At 53.8% G+C, this 21,667-nt stretch carries 21 protein-coding genes; 10 read left to right on the top strand and 11 right to left on the bottom strand.

Features of this window, described 5'->3' with window-relative positions; all coding sequences use genetic code 11:
* Window positions 1-54 precede the first annotated feature (54 nt).
* Together IE090_RS13170 and IE090_RS13175 are read right to left on the bottom strand one after the other, a co-directional pair.
* Window positions 55-432, bottom strand: coding sequence for a hypothetical protein (locus IE090_RS13170; RefSeq protein WP_189388848.1), 378 nt, complete (start codon window positions 430-432; stop codon window positions 55-57).
* Window positions 425-685 carry a hypothetical protein gene (locus tag IE090_RS13175; RefSeq protein WP_189388849.1) on the bottom strand — a complete coding sequence of 87 codons (261 nt, stop codon included), beginning with the start codon at window positions 683-685 and terminating at the stop codon, window positions 425-427. The genes IE090_RS13170 and IE090_RS13175 overlap by 8 nt, the downstream gene beginning before the upstream one ends.
* A 166-nt stretch (window positions 686-851) precedes the next feature.
* Between IE090_RS13175 and IE090_RS13180 the strand changes: the two genes are divergently transcribed.
* From IE090_RS13180 to IE090_RS13205, 6 genes are read left to right on the top strand one after another with little or no spacing between them, the layout of a single operon-like run.
* Window positions 852-2,897 carry a TonB-dependent receptor plug domain-containing protein gene (locus tag IE090_RS13180; protein ID WP_189388850.1) on the top strand — a complete coding sequence of 682 codons (2,046 nt, stop codon included), beginning with the start codon at window positions 852-854 and terminating at the stop codon, window positions 2,895-2,897.
* 10 nt (window positions 2,898-2,907) lie between these two features.
* The gene (locus IE090_RS13185) at window positions 2,908-4,047 is read left to right on the top strand and encodes an HmuY family protein (RefSeq protein ID WP_189388851.1); all 1,140 of its coding nucleotides are present in this window, start codon (window positions 2,908-2,910) and stop codon (window positions 4,045-4,047) included.
* Between the two features lie 2 nt (window positions 4,048-4,049).
* Window positions 4,050-5,105: a hemin-degrading factor gene (locus IE090_RS13190; RefSeq protein ID WP_189388852.1), complete on the top strand. Its 1,056-nt coding sequence runs from the start codon at window positions 4,050-4,052 to the stop codon at window positions 5,103-5,105.
* Window positions 5,102-5,926, top strand: coding sequence for a heme/hemin ABC transporter substrate-binding protein (locus IE090_RS13195; protein ID WP_189388853.1), 825 nt, complete (start codon window positions 5,102-5,104; stop codon window positions 5,924-5,926). Before IE090_RS13190 ends, IE090_RS13195 begins: the two co-directional genes overlap by 4 nt.
* A 1-nt stretch (window position 5,927) precedes the next feature.
* Window positions 5,928-7,007, top strand: coding sequence for a FecCD family ABC transporter permease (locus IE090_RS13200; RefSeq protein WP_189388854.1), 1,080 nt, complete (start codon window positions 5,928-5,930; stop codon window positions 7,005-7,007).
* Entirely contained in the window at window positions 7,004-7,792 is a 789-nt protein-coding gene (locus IE090_RS13205) for a heme ABC transporter ATP-binding protein (protein ID WP_189388855.1), read from the top strand. The genes IE090_RS13200 and IE090_RS13205 overlap by 4 nt, the downstream gene beginning before the upstream one ends.
* A gap of 17 nt (window positions 7,793-7,809) precedes the next feature.
* Here the strand turns inward: IE090_RS13205 and IE090_RS13210 are convergent, their stop codons facing one another.
* The 3 genes from IE090_RS13210 to IE090_RS13220 form a co-directional block, all read right to left on the bottom strand.
* Window positions 7,810-8,205, bottom strand: coding sequence for a hypothetical protein (locus IE090_RS13210; protein ID WP_189388856.1), 396 nt, complete (start codon window positions 8,203-8,205; stop codon window positions 7,810-7,812).
* 14 nt (window positions 8,206-8,219) lie between these two features.
* Window positions 8,220-10,646 (bottom strand): DUF4132 domain-containing protein, encoded by a 2,427-nt coding sequence (locus tag IE090_RS13215; protein WP_229815771.1) that lies wholly within the window; start codon window positions 10,644-10,646, stop codon window positions 8,220-8,222.
* A gap of 227 nt (window positions 10,647-10,873) precedes the next feature.
* Window positions 10,874-11,491 (bottom strand): GNAT family N-acetyltransferase, encoded by a 618-nt coding sequence (locus IE090_RS13220; protein WP_189388858.1) that lies wholly within the window; start codon window positions 11,489-11,491, stop codon window positions 10,874-10,876.
* A gap of 255 nt (window positions 11,492-11,746) precedes the next feature.
* Between IE090_RS13220 and IE090_RS13225 the strand changes: the two genes are divergently transcribed.
* Complete coding sequence (locus IE090_RS13225; RefSeq protein ID WP_189388859.1) at window positions 11,747-12,400, top strand: Type 1 glutamine amidotransferase-like domain-containing protein; 654 nt, start codon at window positions 11,747-11,749, stop codon at window positions 12,398-12,400.
* Window positions 12,401-12,511: 111 nt separating this feature from the next.
* On the top strand, window positions 12,512-12,949 hold the full coding sequence (locus tag IE090_RS13230) for a PaaI family thioesterase (RefSeq protein ID WP_189388860.1): 438 nt from the start codon (window positions 12,512-12,514) through the stop codon (window positions 12,947-12,949).
* Window positions 12,950-12,979: 30 nt separating this feature from the next.
* On the opposite strand, the gene IE090_RS13235 is transcribed toward IE090_RS13230, so the two are convergent.
* The 4 genes from IE090_RS13235 to IE090_RS13250 all read right to left on the bottom strand — a co-directional run bounded on the left by IE090_RS13235 (window position 12,980) and on the right by IE090_RS13250 (window position 18,347).
* Window positions 12,980-14,035, bottom strand: a complete 1,056-nt coding sequence (locus IE090_RS13235; protein WP_189388861.1) for a M48 family metallopeptidase — start codon at window positions 14,033-14,035, stop codon at window positions 12,980-12,982.
* A complete protein-coding gene (locus IE090_RS13240; protein ID WP_189388862.1) occupies window positions 14,035-15,087 on the bottom strand; it encodes a YjgN family protein in 1,053 nt (350 codons plus the stop codon). The genes IE090_RS13235 and IE090_RS13240 overlap by 1 nt, the downstream gene beginning before the upstream one ends.
* A gap of 528 nt (window positions 15,088-15,615) precedes the next feature.
* Window positions 15,616-16,092: a phosphatidylglycerophosphatase A family protein gene (locus IE090_RS13245; protein WP_189388863.1), complete on the bottom strand. Its 477-nt coding sequence runs from the start codon at window positions 16,090-16,092 to the stop codon at window positions 15,616-15,618.
* Between the two features lie 65 nt (window positions 16,093-16,157).
* Window positions 16,158-18,347, bottom strand: coding sequence for a primosomal protein N' (locus IE090_RS13250; RefSeq protein WP_189388864.1), 2,190 nt, complete (start codon window positions 18,345-18,347; stop codon window positions 16,158-16,160).
* A gap of 140 nt (window positions 18,348-18,487) precedes the next feature.
* Here IE090_RS13250 and rpmE point away from each other — a divergent pair, with 140 nt between their 5' ends.
* On the top strand, window positions 18,488-18,697 hold the full coding sequence (gene rpmE, locus IE090_RS13255; RefSeq protein WP_189388865.1) for a 50S ribosomal protein L31: 210 nt from the start codon (window positions 18,488-18,490) through the stop codon (window positions 18,695-18,697).
* A 212-nt stretch (window positions 18,698-18,909) separates the two neighbouring features.
* A complete protein-coding gene (locus IE090_RS13260; protein WP_189388866.1) occupies window positions 18,910-19,431 on the top strand; it encodes a hypothetical protein in 522 nt (173 codons plus the stop codon).
* A gap of 24 nt (window positions 19,432-19,455) precedes the next feature.
* Here IE090_RS13260 and IE090_RS13265 read toward each other — a convergent pair whose 3' ends face one another.
* Together IE090_RS13265 and IE090_RS13270 are read right to left on the bottom strand one after the other, a co-directional pair.
* A complete protein-coding gene (locus tag IE090_RS13265; protein WP_373296422.1) occupies window positions 19,456-20,103 on the bottom strand; it encodes an MBL fold metallo-hydrolase in 648 nt (215 codons plus the stop codon).
* A gap of 78 nt (window positions 20,104-20,181) precedes the next feature.
* A complete protein-coding gene (locus IE090_RS13270; protein ID WP_189388867.1) occupies window positions 20,182-21,636 on the bottom strand; it encodes a hypothetical protein in 1,455 nt (484 codons plus the stop codon).
* Between the last annotated feature and the right edge of the window lie 31 nt (window positions 21,637-21,667).

The following is a 21,667-nucleotide window of genomic DNA, read 5'->3' on the forward strand; positions in this document are numbered from 1 at the left end:
GGCGGGCATCGTGATATTGAGCCCCCTGTCGATCCAGAGCGGGTAGCGAATGACTTAGCGCCAGGTCAACGGCTTTTCTTCGCCGCGAATCAGTTTGATCCAGCCGCTGTCGTCTTCGCCGTCGTCTTCTTGCCAACCAGCGTCAGAGCAGCGCACCTCAACGTTCAGCGCGGCGTGGGCAGCGCGACCGCAGTCGAGGTCGGTGGCCCAGTCGGTATGGTTTTGCTTAAACCACAAACTGGCGAAGTTTTTCTCGGCTTGCGGGTTAAAAAAGATGTCCATGGTGCCTTGGCTGGTATCGACCTGCCAGTGATAGCGCTGGTCTTGCTGCAAACGCCGCAGCTGTGGCCAGTAGCCTTGCAGCCATTGCTCGATGGCATCAGCGTCGGGCTTTAGCAGGTAGATTTCTAAGTCGGGGAAGCGTTCAGTCATGTTTTTCCATCATCCGAATGACCCGCAACAGCGCCAGCGCCAAATAGCCCAGCAAGGCCGCTGCGCCACCTAACGTGCCTACCACCAAGCCCAGCAACACCAGCAGCTCTTGCAGCAATGACGGCAGCAGCCAGCGGTTGGCCAACACCACCAGCCCGAGGCCGGCAAAAAACACGCTGGCGCCGAGTACAAATAAGCGCAGGTTGGCTTTGTCTTGGTAGGCGCGGCGGCGCAGCCATTGTCGCCACTTCATGGTGCTCTCACGGGGTTGAGTTTGCCGCTAAGGATATCAGAGCCTGATCGGAGATGGGTTGTGGAGCGTATCTTTACACTGTCAGCATTGATAATGATTATCGTTTGTGTAGTATTTTGCACGATTGAGAATTGTTAACAAATGAAATGCATAATCAGGTGAAACCATGAAGCTGCTGTGTCGGCCATCGCTGTCGTTGTTGTTACTGGCATTGAGCCAGTCCGGCCTGGCCGAGGATGCGTTTAATCTGAGCCATGTGGTGGTGACCGCCAGCCGCCAAGAACAGCCGCTGGCCGATACGCCGGTGCGCACACAGTTGCTCGATCGCGCCACCATTCAGCGCTTACACGCCACCGATATTCGCGATGCGTTGCGCGTTATTCCCGGCATTCAGCTGCGTGAGATTCACGGCAAAACCGGCGAAGAAGTCTACATGCAGGGCTTTAACGGCGATCGCGTACTGATTCTGGTGGATGGCCAGCCGGTGTCTGCCACCACCGGTTCTACCGTGGACGTGTCGCAGTTATCGGCGCTGGACATCGACCATATCGAGGTGGTGCCCGGTGCCGCTTCGGCCTTGTATGGCAGTGCGGCCATGGGCGGTGTGGTGAATATCATTACCCGCCAACCGGATGGCAACTTCGCTCGCCTGCGTGGCGATGTTGGCAGTTATGGCGAGCGCCAAGTCGAGCAGCAAGACTGGCCGGGCGAGCAGCATCTGGCGCTATCCGCGGGCCGACGCTTGGGCAGCGTGGATGCACGCATCAATGCCGATTGGCGTCACAGCGACGGCTACGACCTTAACGACGACACCTACAGCAGCGATGGCTACGCCGGCGATAAAGCCAATGTGGGCTTGGCGCTGGTGCAGCGTGGCGAGCAAGGGCAGTGGGGCGTAAACCTCGATCACTTTGTCGAAGACAGCGAAGTGCGGCGCTACACCAAAGGCGGTGCAGAGGGCACTAAGCAAGAGCTGCTGACGCGCTGGCGCCTCAGTGGCAATGCCGAACGAGCGTTAGCCGGTGGCTTATGGTCGCTGACCGCCTTGCACGAACGCCAGCATGACCAAGCCGATCAGCTCAATAACGATACCGCCATGCCGGCGGGCAACTTGTATCGCGACAGCGCGTATCAGCAGCACAAAATCGCCAATCAATGGACCTATACACCGAGCAGTTGGGGCGGTGGTCTGGCGCGTTGGGTCATGGGCGTCGAGTGGTTTGCTGAGCAGCTAGAGCAGGATAAACGCCAGATCAGCCTGGTCAGTAGCGATGCCGACAATGCACAGGTGACACCGCTGCCCAGTGGCTTGTATCAGATTGATGTCAACGAAGTGCCATTGGAGCGGCGCAGCAATGGCGAGGTGTTTGCTCAGCTCACTGTGCCCTCCAGCCATTGGTTGGAGTGGTCGCCGGGGCTGCGCTACCAAAACGACAGTGATTTTGGCGGCCACACCAGCATGAACTTGGCGGCACGCAGTCATTTTGAACTCGGCGGCTGGCGCTTGCAGTGGCGCAACTCCATTGGCACTGGCTACCGTGTGCCGAACTTAAAGAATCGCTATTACCTGTTTGATCACAGTGTGAATGGCTACATGGTGCTCGGCAGTGCCGACTTGCAGCCGGAGCAATCACGCAGTGTGCAGACCTCGTTGAGCCTGACGGACGGCCGTCGCTGGCAATTTGAGCTGTCGGCCTTTCATAACCAAATCCGTGACTTGATCGAAGCCGATGACACCGGTGAGCGCGTCAATAACGGCCAGGTGGCGATTTATCAATATCGCAATTATGCCCGTGCGCTAACCCGAGGCTTCGAGTTGTCCAGCCAACAGCAACTAGGCCTGGGGTTACAGCAGCGCTTGTCCTACGGCTTTTTGGATGCGCGTGATTTAAGCACGGATTTACCCCTGATTAACCGCGCCCGCCACCACTTTAAAGGCATGTGGCTATGGGATATGAGCCAGCACTGGCAATTCACCCTGACGGCGGATTGGCAGCGCGGTTTGTACACCACAGTGAACAGCGATTATCAGGCCAGCTCACCCGCCATTTTGCGCTGGGACGCCAAAGGCCAATACCAGTTTTCTGATCAACTCCGCCTATATGGCGGTGTGAACAACTTCACCGACGCCGTGCGCGACCCAGGCGCACCCGACGATCGCCGACCGGTTTATGGGCGCAAACCCTACCTCGGCGTATCTCTGACTTTTTAAGGAGCGATTCATGCAACATTCTCATTTTTCTCCCCGTCTTAGCTGGTTGGCCGTTGTCGCTGCCGGCTTGATGATGGTGGGCTGTGGTGGCGATGACGACAGCAGCAATGATAGCGATGGCAATACCGATACCAGCACGCCGGATCAAGGCGCTAACGAAGCCTTTCAAAGCGCGCAAATCAATGCCGCCAGCCACGATACCTGGGTTTATTTCAACCTTGAGCAAGGCGCTACCGTCAGCCAGCAAGACAACTGGCACCTGGCGCTAAAACGCACCGAAATTAAGCTCAATGGTGGCGTTTCTGGCAGTGGCAAGGTTGCCGGCGCCTTACTGGATGCCCAGGATGAATTTTATGTCGACGGTGAAGCCAGCAGCTCGGTGTTTACCAATGCCGATGCCGACACCGAGGCGCAAGCCTTAGCGGCCAGCCATGACCTCAGCAGCATCGAATGGGTGAGCGATAGCCATCGCACCGCGATGCAGGATTGGTATGTCTATAACCCGACTACCCACCAAATCAGCGCGCCACAGCAAAGCGGCTGGCTGGTGCGCCACGCCGACGGTGAAACCTACTCCAAAGTACGTATCACCGAGTTGGACTACAGCACTGTGAGCATTAGCTACACCAGCCAAGCGGCGGGTACACAGCAGTTTGCTGAGACCGAAAACACACTGACAGCCACTTTGGCACAAGGCAGCACCGAGGCGTGCATCGACTTTGATGGCGCTAGCGCTGTCGACTGTGCTAACGCTGACTGGGAATGGCGCTTTGAAATTGATATGGCCAACCGTGCCATCAACTTATGGACCAACGGTGGGGTGCATGGCAACGGCAACGCGGGCGTTCTGGGCCCAATCAGCAGTGAAGAACTGGCCGGCTACACCAGTGCTACCAACAGCAATGGCCGGGACATCAGCCGTCTGTATGTCAGTGACAGCAGCGAAAGCATCTTCAGCCAGCACAGCTGGTACGCCTACAACCTGACGGGGCAGCACAAGCTGTGGCCCAACTTCCGCACCTACGCCATCAGCACCAACAAAGACGACGCCAGTGCGCCTGTGTACGCGGTGCAAGTCAGCAACTACTACAGCCTCGGCGACTCCGGTAGCCCAGAGCTGCGTTTCCGCCAAATTAACCAGGGAGAATAAGCATGACGGCGACCTTGAGTGAGCGCTGGCAAGCGCTGCAGCAACAGCAGCCTAAGCTGCGCATTCGCACCGCTGCTGAGCAGCTGGGGGTGTCTGAAGCTGAGTTGCTGGCGACGCGACTGGGCCAAGGTGTGACGCGGCTAGCAGGCGATTTTCGCCACCTGATCAGCGAAGTCGAAGCGCTGGGAGAGGTAATGGCACTGACCCGCAACGATGGCATGGTGCACGAAAAAACCGGTCAATATAAAGACGTCAGCTTGCACGGTCAGATGGGCCTGGCGCTGGGCGTGATTGACCTGCGTTTGTTCTTTTCGCGCTTTGTGTTCGGCTTTGCCGTCAGTGAAGAAAGCGGCCAGGGCGTGCGTCGTAGCTTGCAGTTCTTTAATGCCCAAGGTGAGGCGGTGCATAAAATCTACGCCACTGCCAATACTTCAATCGAGCAGTATCAAGCGCTGGTCGAGCGCTATATCGCCGCCGAGCAGTTACCGCCACAGGTAAGCGTTGCTGAGCCCAAAAATGACTTATTGGCAGTGCCTGAGTCGTTAGACCTAACCCAGCTGCGTCAGGACTGGAGCGAGCTAAAAGACGTGCATCACTTTCATGCGATGCTGAAGAAACACACCATTGAGCGCATTCCGGCCTATCAAAACATAGGCCCAGATTACGCCCAGCCCTTAGCAGTCGATGCATTCGAACAGGCGTTAGTTTTAGCCGCCGAAAGCCAGCAGCCGATCATGATTTTTGTCGGCAGTGAAGGTGTGGTGCAAATCCACACTGGGCCGGTGCAAAAGCTGCTGCGCACCGGCGACTGGTTTAACGTGCTCGACCCCGGCTTTAACCTGCACGCCAACACCGCCTTAATCGATCAGCTGTGGCTGGTACGCAAGCCGACCAACGACGGCATAGTGACTTCGCTGGAGGCCTTTGATGCGAGCGGCAACCAGCTGGCGCTGATGTTTGGTGAGCGCCATAACGGCCAGGCCGAACGCGACGACTGGCGCCAACTGCTGAACAAGCTGCTAGCGACGCATTTGCTAAACGATGGAGTAACGGCATGAAGCGGCTCATTGCCAGTGCCTTGATGCTGTTGCTGAGTCTGGGCAGCCAGGCGCAAATGCGCCTGGTGAGCATTGATGGCTCCATTACCGAGATCATTTATGCGCTGGGCGGTGAGCAGCAATTGGTGGGGGTTGATACCACCAGTCGCTATCCGCACGCGGCCACGCAGCTGCCCGATGTTGGCTACATGCGCCAGCTTTCAGTGGAGGGCATCTTGTCGCTCACGCCTACGACCGTCATTGCCACCGAAGACGCTGGGCCTGAGGCGGTATTTAGCCAGCTTAAGGCCGCCGGTGTTGAGGTGGTGCGCTTGCAAGACGAAGCGAGCGTCGCCGGTGTGCAGGCCAAGATTGCTGCCGTCGCCCAACTGATGGGCCGTGAAGCGCAAGGCAAGGCCTTGCAGCAGCAAGTGGAGCAGCAAGTTGCACAAGCACGCCAAAGACTGGCGCCACTGGCAGGCAAGCGCGCTTTGCTGCTGTTGGGCGCCGGTAACCGCGGCTTGATGGCGGCAGGGCAGGGCACGCAAGGGCAAGCACTGCTGCACATGCTCGGCCTTAAAAATGTTGTCGGCTATCAAGGCTACAAACCACTGAGCCCAGAATCAGCCCTGGCGGCCGCGCCTGAGGTCGTGATTGTGGCGCAAACCGGGCCGCTGGAAGCCAGCAGCGTCAAACAACAGTTGGCGCTGACGCCAGCGGTGAAAAACGACCAGTTGGTGATGCTAGACGCCGGCTTGCTGTTGGGCTTTGGCCCACGTTTGGGGGCTGCTCTGCAACAGTTAGAGCAGGCGTTAGTTGTACCAGCGGTGGCGGAGCACTGATATGTCATCGGCCCTGGCTCGTCTGCACCCTGCGTTGGTCTGGCGCTGGAATCGCACCCGCACCGTATTGGCGCTGCTGGCATTGCTGCTGCCTGTGATGTTGGTGCTGGCGTTGGCTTCTGGGCCGGTGTCGGTGCCGACGGTGCAGATCGTGCAGTCATTGCTGCACGCCATCAGCGTCAGCGAGATTCACGGCCAACAAGACTGGATCGTGCGTGAGCTGCGCTTACCCAGGGCTTTATTGGCGATGCTGGTGGGCGCGGGTTTGGCCGTGGCTGGGGCCATTACCCAAGGGGTGTTTCGCAATCCCTTGGCCGACCCTGGCTTAATTGGCGTATCCAGCGGTGCCGCCTTAGCGGCGGTGGCCGTGATTGTATTGCAGGGCTCATTATTGGCCGGTTATGCCGAGCTGACCGGTGTGTTTGCGCTGCCATTGGCGGCCTTTGCTGGCGGCCTCATCGTGACTTGGTTGATTTATCGCTTGGGCACCCGCCAAGGGCAAACGCAAATGGCGATGCTGTTATTGGCCGGGGTGGCGATTAACGTCATTGCCGGGGCGTTAACGGGCATTTTGACCTACATGGCAGACGATGAGCAGCTGCGCAGCATGACCTTTTGGTCGATGGGCAGTTTGGCGTATGGCCAGTGGTCAGAAATAGCAGTATTAGCCTTGTGCATCGCATTGCCATTATTGGCCCTGCCGCGTTTTGCCGCCTTATTAAATGCGTTATTAATGGGCGAGGCCGTCGCCAGTCATTTAGGCTTCGCCGTGCAGCGCGGCAAACGCTGGTTAATTATTGCCGCGGCCATGATGGTGGGCGCGGGAGTGGCGGTTGCTGGCATGATTGGTTTTATTGGCTTAGTGGTGCCGCATTTATTGCGCTTGCTGATGGGGCCAGACCATAAAGCTTTATTGCCGGGCTGCGCTTTGTTAGGCGCTTCTTTATTACTGCTGGCCGATACCATTGCTCGCACCTGGCTGGCGCCAGCAGATTTGCCCGTTGGTTTGGTGATGGCGGTGATCGGCGGGCCGGTATTTTTATCTTTGTTATTGCAGCAAGCCAGAAGAGTCATGGCATGATCAAGGTGCAAGAACTATCGCTTTTTAGCCGCGATAAAATACTGGTAAATAACATCAGCTTTGAGCTGCAATCCGGTGAGCGCTTAGCTGTGTTAGGCGCCAATGGTGCTGGTAAATCGAGCTTATTAAAAACCCTGGCCAGTGAGCGCTCGCCGGATCAAGGCAACTTGTTATTAGATGGCGAATTACTGGCAGGCTATCCGGCGCGATTGCGGGCGAAACGCATTGCTGTATTGCCACAGCAAGTGGAATTGGCCTTTCCTTTTAAAGTGCAGCAAGTGGTGGCAATGGGGCGCATTCCCCACGGTGATGAGCATCATAGTGAAACACTGCAGCGTGAGGCCATGCAATTAATGGATGTTTGGCATTTGCGCCAGCGCAGCTACCCATCACTGTCAGGCGGTGAGCAACAGCGGGTGCAACTTGCACGCGTACTGCTGCAAATTTGGCAGCCACCGCAGGACGAAAATGGGCGAATATTATCGCGCTTATTATTACTGGACGAATGCACCTCCGCCCTCGACCCTGCGCATCAACATGCGGTGATGCAGCAGGTAAAACAGTTTGCTGATGATCATGTCGCGGTTATGGCGGTATTGCATGACATTGCCTTGGCGGCCTCTTGGGCTGACCGTGTTTTATTATTAAAACAAGGAAAAGTATGGGCACAAGGCGATGTGAATTTATTAACCGAAGCGGCATTGTTGCAACAAGTGTATGACCTGCCCGCCCATTTAGCCCAGCGCTACGCTGAGCAAAATGGGGCATGGTTAAGGGCTGGATAAACCAGCCTATGGGTCGGTCAGCCGCCTATCAGAGGAACCAGCTTAATAAAGCTGACCTCAGACTCAGGCAATAGAATGACCTCTTCATCCAGATCGGTTACTTGCCGGTTGTTAACCAGCAGAAAAAATTCGTTGGTCAAGAAAGACTTAACAGCTGCCGATTTCTGTTTTTCAACATCAATTAATTGCCCTTTGGTTAAGCTATAACCATTTAGTCTGGCCTCAGACTCTGTTGGTTGTACCAAGCCAATATACTCGCCGGTTGCATGGGCATTATATTTTTCAACTTCCTGAGTGATTCTGGCTTCAATAAGTTCCCTGACGGACATGCGTTCTGCAGTAAAGTACAGCTCCGTACTTTGATTGCTACCTTTGCCGAGTGACTCATCTTTAATCGTGACCATGATACTCATAGGGTCAACTCCTATTACGCAGTGCGCTTAATCTGAGAAAGAATGGTGCTGTCTTTAATCTTACTGTCTTCCGCGAGGAGCATGGCTTTGGACAGGATCAAAGATAAGGTATTGTCGCCTTCAAAAGGTAATAATACATTGCTCTTCTTTCTTGTTGATATAATGCACAAGTAACTGTCATCCGGTTCCATCAGAATATTAGATGAACCCAAGTGAATCTTGTAGGCTGTCAGGTCGCCCTGTACGCGTAAGAATCGACCTTCAAGGCTAAGACGGTCGGCGATTTTTAGCTTGGGGATAAGTGTGCTGAGCACTTCCTTGCGGGTGATGGCAGTATTGGATAATTCACCGAAGCTTCCTAGTAACCAATGCTCATCATTGCGGTCCTGCCAAGCTGGGTCGTTACCAATGCTGGCAACCCCAACAAACAGATCGACATCGCGCATCACTTCAGAGAACAGTAGCGACGGCACATCCTCAAGAGCGACTTTATTACCTTTAGTGAAGAACTCGACCGATTCCGTTTCGCAGAGGCTGTAGACGTTAGATATTGTGGTCATTAAATCGATACCCTGAGCATTAAAGTAAGCAGTAATGCCATAGTCTTTATAGTGCTTGCTAGCAGAAGTGTCTTGGCCGCCATCCCAGCCACCACCGCGCTGCTGATTCCAGCCACGCTGTTGAGCAAGTGCATGAAATTGAGCTTGCTTGATCGCATGGTTTGCGAAGCGCAAACTATGATCGTGCGTGGCTCTTTCTGCATCCGTGAGTAAATATATTTCACGGTGAGCCTGTTTAAAAGGTTGGGTGATGCCTTGCTCAAGTAGTAGGTTGCGCCAGTTGAGAATTTCCTCTGGGCTGCTCATGCTTGGATGCCAAAGACGAAAGCTGGCTTGCTGATTAATGGTAATGGGCTGCAGCTGGGCATCAACAAAATGGTCTTGGTAGAAGATAATATCTGTATGGCTATCGCCTTCGCTCATACGCCACACTAGCTTTCGCGCTAGCGGTGCAATCAGTTTGTGCTGTATATAAAATTTATTCCAGTTAGGAAAATCTAGGCCTTCTTTCCGAAGAAGCAATGACTCGATTCGATGACTGTGTGCGGTGGTCGCTTTATTTATATCTTTTATTAATGCTTTGATCTTTTTAAAATCAGAATCAAAGCCAGCTTTAATTTGCTTTGGGGTAGTCTTTTGAGTCTTGTTTTTCGAGATCCAGACAAAGTCACATTTGCCAGCCCCTGATATAGTTATTTTTGCTTCATACTCACCCAGTACCGTAGAATATTCACCGATATTCGTTAGGCCATAATCCGATATAGATTGCTCAGCCAGCTGCTCTGGCTTAATATCTCGAACTTCAGCCATGCCCTCAAGTACCTTGTCTATACGTTTGAGTGCTTGGTTGTATTTCGTCGAGTTCTTTAGGGTTGTGATCTCCTGCAGCCCCATGCCTTCCGGTAACATGCATAATGCTGATAAAGCGGCATTGGCAATGACTGTGTTACGGACTCCGACATTGTATATCTTCTTATAAGTTTGCTCAGCGACAAAGCGAATGGCTTTCTCTACCCCCGGTTGTGGTTCAACAGATATTAACCATAGTAAACCTTTAATCAAGCGTGAATTTTTTTCGCTAATGATGTATGAGGTCGCCTCTCGATAATGTTGATACGAGCGGTGGTATAAATAACCAGTTTTCTCATAAGCTTCAGGCTGATCTTGATAGTGGTCTATATCGTCTGTTCTAGCAAGCTCAATCAAAGGGAGCCATTCAGTTACATGTTGATGGAGCTTTATAGCTCCTACTTTATTGACAAGGTCCTTCGCTTGATCTAACCATTTTTTCGAAGGCTTTGAAGATTTGTAGCTAGAGCAATGATCGAACAGACTAATCCATAATGAGATTTCGTCAGGACTCAGAGCTGATATATCTTGGATAGCTTTTTCGGCCCAAGGTTCTCCAGCATCGATGGCGCTTTCCAATAATTGCTTTTCTTTGTTGATTGTTAGGCTGTTATAGTTTGATGGTTCTATTCCTATTCTTATGAGGTTTTTCTGTATGTACTCTGCCTCAGGGTATTTGAGTATTACATCGAGTATGTTTTCTCCATTTTCATCAGTTATGCTTAGGTCTGCTCCTATCTTTATTAAAGATTCTAAAGACTGGTATGACTTGTTTTTAGCGGCAATAAATATTGGTGTTTCGCTGTCATTTTTATTGTTTATATTACCTTGGAACGATCCGATTTTTGGGAAGTGGTATTCTTCGCATAGAAGTTCTAAAAATTCTGCCTTGTTTGCTATGGCAGATGCATTGACTAAATTGTCGAAGGATTCTTGTAGTTCATTAGGGTCCTTTATTTCTTCGAGAGACTCTAGGATACTATCCATAGTTCTGTGTCGTACCATTTTTAGAGACTTTTCCAGATTTATCATCTTAATTCCTTGTTTTTTACTTCTATGGTGTTAATTTTTGACTTTAAAAAAAGCAAGTTTGGATGCTATTAATTTTTTGGGGTTGCCGGCTGTAAATTCCAGTTAAAATTCTATCAATCTCTACCATTTGGTTTTCCGTTGCGAATTTCTCGATTCTTGCTTCATGGATAATAATAATTCCTTTGTGAATTTTATTTCGGTTGGGTGATGACCAAGCAGCTGGCAACCTATGACTTGGGCTTCTGAGCCTTGTTTAAATGGCTGTATGTCATCCGTGTTGTGGCTGAAAATCCCAACAGCCACCTCAGGTAAGCAAAGCTCTCTGTTGCTGTGACGTTAAAGCCCATGCGTTGATATAAACGCTTAGCATCCGGGTTGGTGTTGATAACATCGAGGCGTAGGCGCTGATAACCTTCACGCTTAGCATACTGAATCAGTTGCTGTAATAATTGGCTACCCACGCCCTGGCCGCGCATATTGGCCGCTACACAAATACCATCCAGAAGTAGCTCGCCCGGAGTGTGTTCACGATCTAGCAGTGCCAAAATTGCCAATGCGCGTAGCGCGCCACGATAGCCCAGTTCTGTTTGCAGTAAGCGCCATGAAATACCGCCGGTTAATGACCCTTGGGCATTTTTGTAGCCGGCGATACCCACTAATGCTTCGCCGCGCATCGCCACCCAGCAAAACTTAGGCTGAAAGCCTTGAGCCAGAATACTCAGACGTTGCTTTGGGTCGGGAATAGCAACGCCTAGCTTGGCACCAAATGCAGCATCGTACAGGGCCGCAGCGGCGGGACGCTGTTCGTCTGTGAAGCCTTGTTGCAGGTAAAGGGTATCGTCCATGAAAAACCTTGGGTCGTTGTTATGGCCGAGCCTTCGCATCAGCCATTGATGTGCATAATAAAGGGTGGCGTAGCTCTTACGCCAGTGACAGTTTCACATTGCTTACAGACGCTGACAGGCGTACTTGCGTGCAGGGCCGCTAGGTTGGTGGGCCCCATTCTGTGTTTGCTTTCATGTATCCTTGGGGTGGATTTCCTGCTTAACAGCTAAAGCAGGAAACAAGCCTTTGTATGATAAAAATGGATCAAGGACGCAATGAAAAAACACTGTGTAGTACTGGGTGGCGGTGGCTGGATGATGGGCGAGCTGCCCAGTTTATTGGATCAATATATTTTGCAATTAAGTGGCAAGGCACACCCCAAGGTTTGCTACGTGCCGACAGCCACGGGCGACTCAGATGAAGTGATTCAACGCTTTTATGACGCCAAATTGAGCGATAACCTAAGTCACTTTCCGCTGTTTAAGCCGCAGTTAAACTGGCGTGAGCACTTGTTGCAGCAAGATATTATTTACGTTGGCGGTGGCAATACGCGCTCTATGTTAGCGATTTGGCGCGAGTGGGGCGTGGATGACATTTTACGCCGCTGTTACCAGCAAGGCATCATTTTGTGTGGCATGAGTGCCGGTGCGATTTGCTGGTTTGAATACGGTATTACCGACAGCAACCCAGAGGCTTACAGTGTGATACCTGGGTTAGGTGTGTTGCCAGGATTAGCCGCCGCCCACTTTACGGATGATGATGAAAAAGCAGCGCTATTTCATCAATACGCGCATGCTCATCCTGATGTGCCCTGTGTCGGCTTGAGCGACTATGCTGGTTTGCATTTTATTGATGGTGAAATTGAGCAAGCGATTTATAGCCAGCAAGAAGCGCGCGTTACTGTGGCTAACCGGCCTACCATCGTTTAAAGGGCACCTTGGTCATTCATCAGATACCTTCTTTAACCAAGGAGTGAGTGAAGTATCAGCAGCTTTCTGGTAAAACCAGTGCGTCAAAATAACAATTCGTTTGAGGTGGCTATGAGCGCTATTTGGTTTGCTACGCCAGATGTTGAAGATATGAATCGGCAAATGCAAAACACCGCTTGCTCGAATTTGGGCATTGAAATTACCGAGGTGGGCGATGATTACGTGCGTGGCACCATGCCGGCCGATGAGCGCACGTTGCAGCCCGTAGGTTTAGTACATGGTGGCGCCAATGTGCTGTTTGCCGAGACGCTGGGCAGCATGGCGGCCAACTTGGTGGTGGATACCAGTAAGCAATATTGTGTCGGCCAAGAGATCAACGCCAACCATTTGCGCGGCGTGCGCAGCGGGGTGTTAACCGGCACCGCGCGCGCAATACACTGTGGCCGTAGTTCGCAAGTGTGGGAAATTCGCATTGAAAATGAAGACGGCAAGTTAAGCTGTATTTCGCGTTTGACGATGGCGGTGGTGCCGGCGCAGTTGGCAAAGTAGGCAGGTATGGCCGTGATAAAAAACGCCGCGCTATTGCGCGGCGTTTTCGTCTTCGGCGGCCTGCTCAGCAGTGCGAATGCGCTCGCCCATGCCTGGGTGGGTGCTGAGGTAATCACTCCAGTGGCCGTCTTCACCGAGCAACATCAACTCCGGCAAGCCAAGGGTGCGCATGGCATCGGCAAAGTCCTGCGCGGAAAGCCCCGCTTGGGTTGCATGCTGATGCGCATAGGCGTCAGCTTCACGCTCCATATCACGGGAAAAAGAGCTTTCTAATAGCGAGCCGCCGGCACCAATCACCAGCTCGCCCATGCCTTCGATGTCGCCAAACATCATGGCAAACAAGAAGCTGGTGGCGGTGGTTTGGGCTAATTGTTTCATGCCATGACGATGCTCTACATGACCGATTTCGTGCAGCAAAATCGAATGCAGTTGCTGAGGTTCGTCTTCCATCAGTTTGGCCAACGCATCGGTTACGATGATGGTGCCGTCCGGTAACGCTAGGGCGTTGGCGCCAATGATGCTGCTATAAAAGTGCAGTTGGTAGCGCTCGGCAGGCAAGTTGAGGCGCTTTAACAGCTCGGCAAAATCGGCATTTAAGCGTTGTTGATAATCAGGCTCCAGCTTGGTGGGCTCGAGATAAAGATATTCCAGCGTTTTAAAAGACTGCTGGCCTACTTGCTCATCCACCGAGCGCGGCATCATCTCGACGCCTGCATAGGCCATGCGCGGAATGCCATGAAACATCATAAACCAGAGAAATGCCGGCACTGCGACAACGGATACCAGCACGCCCAGCCAGTGGCTTTCGAGCCATTCTGCCAGGCGTTGGCCGGAGCTGCTGCCGGCCCATCGATGGTTGACGTCATCCGGCACAAAGCGGCTACCGTCGGCAAACACCAGTTCTGCCGGCAAGCCGGCAATGAGGGGCTGGTGCTTTATGTCGCTGGCGCTGAAGTGCGCCAGCGCCTCACCGCTGCTGCGTTGGCTCAGCCAGATAGTGCCTTCATCGTCACAGCGCGCTTGGGCATCCAGGCTGCGTGATTGGTTGGCCAATAAATAGTGGCCATAGATTGCTTGCTGTTTCATTAAGCTAACGACAGGTCGCTGTCGAACAAGCCGGCGGCTTCTTCGCCAAAGGCGGAGTATTTCTCATCGACGGTATTTTGCATGGTTGCAATGGCTGGCGTCAGTGTCACTCGGGTGTGCGCGCAGGTGTAACGCAACATACGAATGCGGGTAATAGGGAAGGCCAGCCCCAAGGTGAGCATTAATAGCAGCACGTTGCTCGCTGCAATGGTGGCGTAGGTAAGAGGCTCGACATTGGAGCGAAAGCTTGCCAGCCCTTCGGCCTCCAAGTTGTTCATCACATGGTTGCGAATCATGGCCATATAAATACCCGAGCAAAAGGTGGCGCCTAAGTAACCCAAGATAAAGCCCGCGCCAGTATAGGCTGCGCCATAGCCTGGGGACATTTCGACTAGACCTGTGCCTAATAATATGAGGGCCAATACTAGCAAGCCGACGATCAGACCGACGAACAAGGTACACAAAACGGCAAAATAGAAGTGGCCGGTGCTGAGTTTGATTTTTAATGGCTTGCCACCGTAAGTAACGCTGCGGTGCAGAAATTCGCTGATTTGCTTATGAATCCACGGCGCTGTTAGGTAAAGGGTAAAGGCAGCCACCATGGGCAACAGAATAAAGTGCACAAACAAATCGCCATAGGAGGCTTCAAACGAAAAGCGCACATTGCGATAGGAAGTCATGCGCATGGTAAAGCGCAGGCCTTGGCCAATGGCCCAAGGCAACACAAAGATATAACCAATGACAAACAACACCATGATGGGCGGCACTAATGTCGCCAGTAGATACGCGCCACCGAACACCAAGATCGCCAGAATGCGTCCGCGCAGAATTTGCCAAGGCGTAGCCAAATAGTTCAGACGGTGGCCGTCGATTTGAGTGTGGCCATAAAGGTACTGGTTGTTGCGCACCTTAGCCCAAGCGCTGTAGATGCCTAAGGTCAAAATGCTGAGCAGTAAGTTGACAAACCACAGCTTGAAATAGCCGGCTTTGGTACCGGAGAATTCGACGGGAAAGGTCTTGCTCGGCAGGGCAGCCGTGTCCGTTGGGGTCATAACATCGTCCTTGTGGCAGGTTCAGTTTAAGAGGCGCGTTTATAGCGGAATTGCCAAGGGGCTGCAATTACGTCTGACTGGATAAAAAAGCATCATTTTAACGACAGGCGACTCACCATCGCCATTTCAGCCGCTTATCGTCAGATAATGCACAGAAGTATCCACAGAATCTGTGAGTAACCTCAAAAACAGTCCCCAGATATAAACGACCGTTTGCATCAGATATTGATTGTCAATGGGTTGACATTTATCCCCACTACAAAATCTACTCATTTCTGACAGCACCTCGCCAGGCACTGATATCAAAGGCTTTTTTAAAAATTTTTTGAACTGAGCAATGTTTGTGCAATTTGAGTGAGGTGCCGTAATGACAAGGCTATTGATGGATGCCCTCAGATTACTCACAAAGTTATCCACTGTTTTTGGGAGTAACCCGAGCTTGACATTAAAATTATGCACACTTTGATGGGGCGGCAATGGCTTGTGTACAAGTGCGTTTGTGTGTCTGCTTAGACACAGGCGAATGCGCTACAGCCACCAGGCCGTCAGTTGCACCACGGCTAAGGCCATCGCACCGGCGACGACGTCATCGATCATAATGCCAAAGCCGCCGTGCACGTGCTTGTCCAGCCAGCGAATGGGCCAAGGCTTGAGAATATCGAACAGCCGAAACAGTGCCACGCCATACACCAGCCAGCCGAGCCCTGCGGGTAACCACAGCAATGTGAGCCATAGGCCGATCCATTCATCCCAAACAATGCCGCCGTGATCGTGCACGCCCAGATCGCGGGAGGTTTGCTCGCACAGCACCACGCCCAGGGCGAAACCGGCCAACAGTACGCCGATGTAGGGCAAGGTCGGCACACCTTGCAGTAACAGCCACCACACCGGCACGGCCGCCAGCGTGCCAAAGGTGCCGGGCGCTTTCTTTGCTAGGCCTGAGCCAAGGCCAAAGGCGAGTAAATGGATGGGGTTACGTAAATTGGGCTTGGGTGAGGTTGTCATAGTCGGTCCATTCAATGATGGGTGCGATCATAACTGGCTGAGATCACAGCGGTAAACTGAGGTATTTACAGTGTATCGATCGGGTCGATATCCAAATGCCAGCGCAGGTTGCGTGGCAGGCGCTGCTGCTGCAGAAAATGCCGTAATTGGTGCAGGATGCGATGCAAGGCGGAGCGCTCAGCACCATGCAGTTGCAGCTGCTGGCGAAAGCGGCCATTGCGCCGCTCCATAATGGCCGGGAAAGGGCCGACCAAGCTGACACGCACCCGTGGGTGTTGGCGCTGCCAGTGTTGAATGTGTTGCCGACACTGTTGCAACAGTTGCTCGGCTTGATGGCGGTCTTCGCTCTCGGCCCGCAATAACGCCAAGTGCGTATAAGGCGGCAATTGGCGTTGCTGACGCTCTTGCAGCAGTGACAGCGCCAAGGCGTGATAGCCGTTATCGAGTAGCAGATTGAGCTGTGGATGATCGGCGTACAGGGTTTGAATCCACACCTCGCCCGGCATTTCTGCTCGTCCTGCCCGCCCCGCGACCTGCAATATCAACTGGGCGCTGTGCTCCATGCCGCGAAAATCAGCGCTAAACAGCCCGGCGTCGGCATCGAGCACCACGACTAAGGTCACGTCCGGGAAGTGATGGCCTTTGGCCAGCATTTGCGTACCCACCAAAATGCAGGGGCCGCCGTCGTGAATGTCGTCGTACAGCTGATCAAATGCCTGCTTGCCACGCACGCTGTCGCGGTCGACGCGGCGCACCGGCCAGTCTGGGAATAACGTCAGTAGCTGCTGCTCGGCTTTTTCTGTGCCTTGGCCGATGGCTTCCAGCTCGGGATGCTGGCAGCTGGGGCAAACCGCTGGCACGGCCTGCTGATGGTCGCAATGGTGGCAATGCAAATGCCGCGGCCAAGCGTGCAAGGTCATGCGCGCATCGCAGCGGCGGCAGTCGGCGCTCCAACCGCATTGGCGACATGCCAATAGAGGGGCATAGCCACGGCGGTTAAGAAACACCAACACCTGCTGCCCGGCTTGCAAGGTCGCTTGCATGCGTTGCAACACGGGCTGGGCAAAACCGGCGGTGAGTGGCTGGTGCAAAATGCTGTGCAGCTTCATGCCCGGTGCTTTGGCGTTGCCAGCGCGCTGGGTCAGTTTTAAATGGCGGTATTTGCCGGTTAATGCATTGTGCAGGCTTTCTAACGAGGGCGTGGCTGAGCCCAGCAAGACCGGGATTTGGCGCTGGTGAGCGCGCACAATGGCAAAGTCGCGGGCGGAGTAGCGCAAGCCATCTTGCTGCTTAAACGACGCGTCGTGTTCTTCGTCAATAATGATGGCGCCCAGCTCTGGCATGGGAGTAAACACCGCCGAACGTGTGCCGATGACGATGCGGGCGCTGCCGTCTTTGGCGCTGCACCAGCCTTGCAGGCGCTCACGATCATTTAGGCCCGAATGCAATGCCACCACTGGCACAGCAAAGCGCTGGCGAAAGCGCTTTAGGGTTTGTGGCGTCAGGCCAATTTCTGGCACCAACACCAGTACTTGGCGCTGCTCATCTAACAGGCGTTGCATCCATTGCAGGTAGACTTCGGTTTTGCCCGACCCCGTGACGCCTTCTAGTAGGGCGACGCTGAAGCCGTGCTCGTCGAGCTGATCGAGGGCGCTTTGCTGTTGCTCGTTGAGCGTTAGCGGCGCTTGCGGCTCGGCGTTTATGGCGGGTAAGGGCACTTGTTGCTGCTCAACGATTAGCCCGAGCTCGGCCAAGCGCTGCAACTGCGCCAAGCTAAAGCCTGCGGCGGTTAACTCGCTGTGTGGCCAATACGCCTGCTGCTCAAAGCGCTGCCACAGGGCTTGCTGTTTGCTGCCGCGCAAGCTGGGCGGCTGCTCACTGCACTTGTGCCAGTGGCGTTCTTCGGCCTCGCTGAGATGGCTGCCGCGGCGCAACATGGCAGGCAGCATCAGGTCGAGCACTTCGCCTTGGCTATGGTGGTAGTAGTGCGCCAGCCATTCGCTTAGGGTCAGCGTTTCAGCGTCGATGACCGGTTCATCGTCAAGACGTTGTAATAGCGGTTTAAGCTTATCGCGGGCAACGTCACTTTGGTCACGGGTGCCCAGCACCACGCCGGTTAGCAGCTGGTTGGCAAAGTTGACGCGCACACGTTGGCCTGGGCGATAGTGACGGCGCTCGTCATTGGCCGCGGGCAGGTAATCAAAACTGCGTTGCAGCGGTACGGGCAGGGCGACATCGACGACAAAAAACGGCATGAAAGGCTTGCTGCTGAATAGGGCTCTGGTATTATGCGCGTCCTTATTGCCCATGCAAGGGCGGTATTTTTTTAAGCCAGTAGCGCGGTGCTGCTCCAAAGTCGGGCCAGTGGCGGCGTGAAGAACTTTTGAGGTGATTTATGAAAGACGGTATTCATCCAGAGTACGCTGAGCTGGAAGCGACTTGTTCTTGCGGCAATGTTGTTAAAACCCGCTCAACCAAGCCAGGCAACATGAACCTGGACGTGTGCTCTTCTTGCCACCCATTCTACACGGGTAAGCAAAAAGTGGTTGACACAGGTGGTCGTATCGACCGCTTCAAAAAGCGTTTTGGCAGCTTCAAGAAGTAAGCCAACGTTTAAAAAAACCCGCTGCGGCGGGTTTTTTTATGCCTGCCTGATAGCAAAAACCGCTCAATAGCGACTATCTTATAACTGTCATAGCTGACTGACGAGGCTTTGCGTTTGTGTACGACTGGCGCAAACGACAGCCTTAGACGTTGCGCAGGAAAGCGAACGAACTCTAGTATGGTCAGCGTTCACAGCAAATAAAGGGGTTGGCAGTGTCAGAAGAAAGCGAACAACTAACGGAAGAGCAACGCATCGCGCGGCTGGAAAAACACGTCGCTACCAACCGCACCACGCTGATGGTGTTGGTGCTGCTGGCCGTGGTGACCTTTTCTGTGGTGCTGACCATTGCCGTGGTAAAAGGTCTGGAGCCAAGCTCTGAGTTTATTGATGAGCGCGAGTTTGTCAGGCTGCAAGAGCAGGTTCAGGTGTTAACTGAGGCGTCGGCGGAATACCAGCAAGGCATTGTCGATGCCAAGCGCATCATGGATGCCAGTCACGCCACAGCCTTTAAGCGCATGCTGCTCGATCAAGAGCGCAGCTATCAAACTCATTTACTGGCCTTGAAAGATGGCATGCGTGATCTGGCACGCATGGTACCTGGATCACGCACCTGGCTAGAAATCTACAATGAGCAAATGGACGAAGCGCTGGATCAAAGCCGTGCCCGCCAAAAACAACTGCAGGCATTGCAAACCGATCGCTTACCCAAGGCGCAACCGTTGGATCTGGATTAAGTCACCGAATGATTCACAGTTGCCTTAACCCCGATGATCAGACACAAACGGATTGTGCTGGCGCTCGTGGCCAAAGGTCGAGTTGGGGCCGTGGCCACAAATAAAGGTGACGTCGTCACCAAGTGGGAATAGGCGCTCGCGAATGGAGGCAATCAGCTCTGCGTGGTTGCCTTGCGGAAAATCAGTACGGCCAATCGAGCCGTTAAACAACACATCACCGACCAACGCCAGCTTATCCTCGGCACTGTAAAACACCACATGCCCCGGCGTATGTCCGGGGGTGTGCAGCACTTGTAAAGTAACGGCTCCCACTTTGACTTCATCACCGTGCTGTAGCCACTGATCTGGCTCGAAGATTTCTACCGCCGGAAAGCCAAACATCGCCGATTGCTGTGGCAACCCCTGAATCCAAAATAAGTCGCCTTGATGTGGGCCGACAATCGGCAGTTGCAGCCGTGTGGCCAGCTCATGGGTGCCACCTGCGTGGTCGATGTGGGCGTGGGTGAGCAGAATTTTCGTGGCGCTCACCCCCAGCTCCTCCAGCTTGGCAATGATACGCTCGACTTCGCCACCTGGGTCGACCACCGCGGCTTGCTGGGTCTCACTGCAAACCAAAATGGTGCAGTTCTGGGCAAAGGGGGTAACGGGCAAAATATGAGTTTGCAGCGACATGAGGGCTCCGATCCAGTGCGTATGGCGCAAGGGTACGGCAAGCGCAGGCTGCTGCAAAGCCTGCGCTTGGAGTTGGGTTTAAGGTTGGCTGAGCTTGGGTTTGACCTTGGCCAGTTGCGGCATGGTCATACCTAGACGAGCGTTAATGTAAGTCGGGTCGGCAATCCAATAATCACGTCCCTGAAAACGCACACGATCGCCACTGGCCTCGTCATCCAGTGCCACCGCTGTGGCTACATGACCCGGATAGTCGGTAATAATCACTTCCAGCCCCAGCAGTGACTCAACTAAGTGAGCAAACAAGGCCGCGCGGTCTTCACAGTCGGCGTAGGGGTAGTGCAGGGTTTCCAGTGGAAATAGATAGTTCTCATAGCCGAATTGCTGGTCATCGGTCTGATACGACAGCGCGTTTTGCACAATGTAGAGCAGGCGATTGACCGCTTGCTGTTGATCCAAGCCCTGCAGCAAGGGCTGAAAGTTTTGCCGCAGGCTGTGCTCGCTGACGGCTGGCAAGCCGACGCTGAAATAGCGCTGTAGGTTGAGCTGCGGCACGCTGTCGAGAAAATCAACGTAGGCCTGTGAATAATCCAGCGTGAGTTCAACGTTGCGCTCGTTGAGCACCACGTTTAACTGGCGCTGACGCATGTCACCATCCAGGTGCAGCTGACCCAAGCCCGCAAAGGACAGCGCTTGTGTGCTGTCAGCGTGTTGGCCGTCGTAGGTTGTCAGGCGGCCAATTTTACCCTGTTGCTGGCGCAGCAAGGCGTAATAGGCGCGGCCATCCAGTTGGAAAAAGGTTTCGCCAAAAATGGGCTCGTCACTGGCCAGCAGCACGTAGGCTTGCTGCGCATCGTAGGCCACGCGCGCATCAAAGCCGGCTTGCAGCAGCAAAAACCAGCTCAGCAGCGGCTGGCTGCGCGCATCGGCGTGGCGTTGGCTCAGTTGCTGAATCAGCATGACCACAGCCCAGTCATTCAGCTGCAGCTGCTGTTGATGATGACGAATATCCTTGAGCGTCGCCTGCCAATTGCTGCTGGCCAGGCGCTGCCAGAAAGCACTGATGGCATCACCGTTTAAGCGTGCATGAAATTGGGTATTTACTCGCTGTGGCCAAGCAATGGCCAGGCGCTCGCCGTAAAAGTCGAACTCAGCGCGTGGCTCGCCACTGGGCGGCAAGGGCTTTGCCGGCCTGGATTTGACGGGCTTGGGTTTAATAGGCTTGGGGGTGGCGGGCTTAGGTGTGGCCGCTGTCACCGGCTCGACGGGTGGCTGTGCGCTGGGTTCGGTCACGGGTGTTGCCACCGGCACGCTGTCGGGCTTAGGGGCTTGATCCGGCGGTGCTTGCTGATCGGTATCGACGGTTTGCCAAGGTTTGTTAAGAAAGCTTAAAAACGCTTGGTCTTGTTCAGACAAATACTGGTTAAAGGCTTGCTGGGTGGACGACTTCCATTGCTGGTAGTCCTGCTCTGAAGCAAAGGTCGTGCTGGCGGCGAGGGTGATGATGATGGCCGCCATGGCTGGTGGGTAGCGCATGGTCGTCATTCCTTTGAAAACAAGCGCAGTG

Source organism: Bacterioplanes sanyensis (assembly GCF_014652515.1).
Classification (GTDB): domain Bacteria; phylum Pseudomonadota; class Gammaproteobacteria; order Pseudomonadales; family Oceanobacteraceae; genus Bacterioplanes; species Bacterioplanes sanyensis.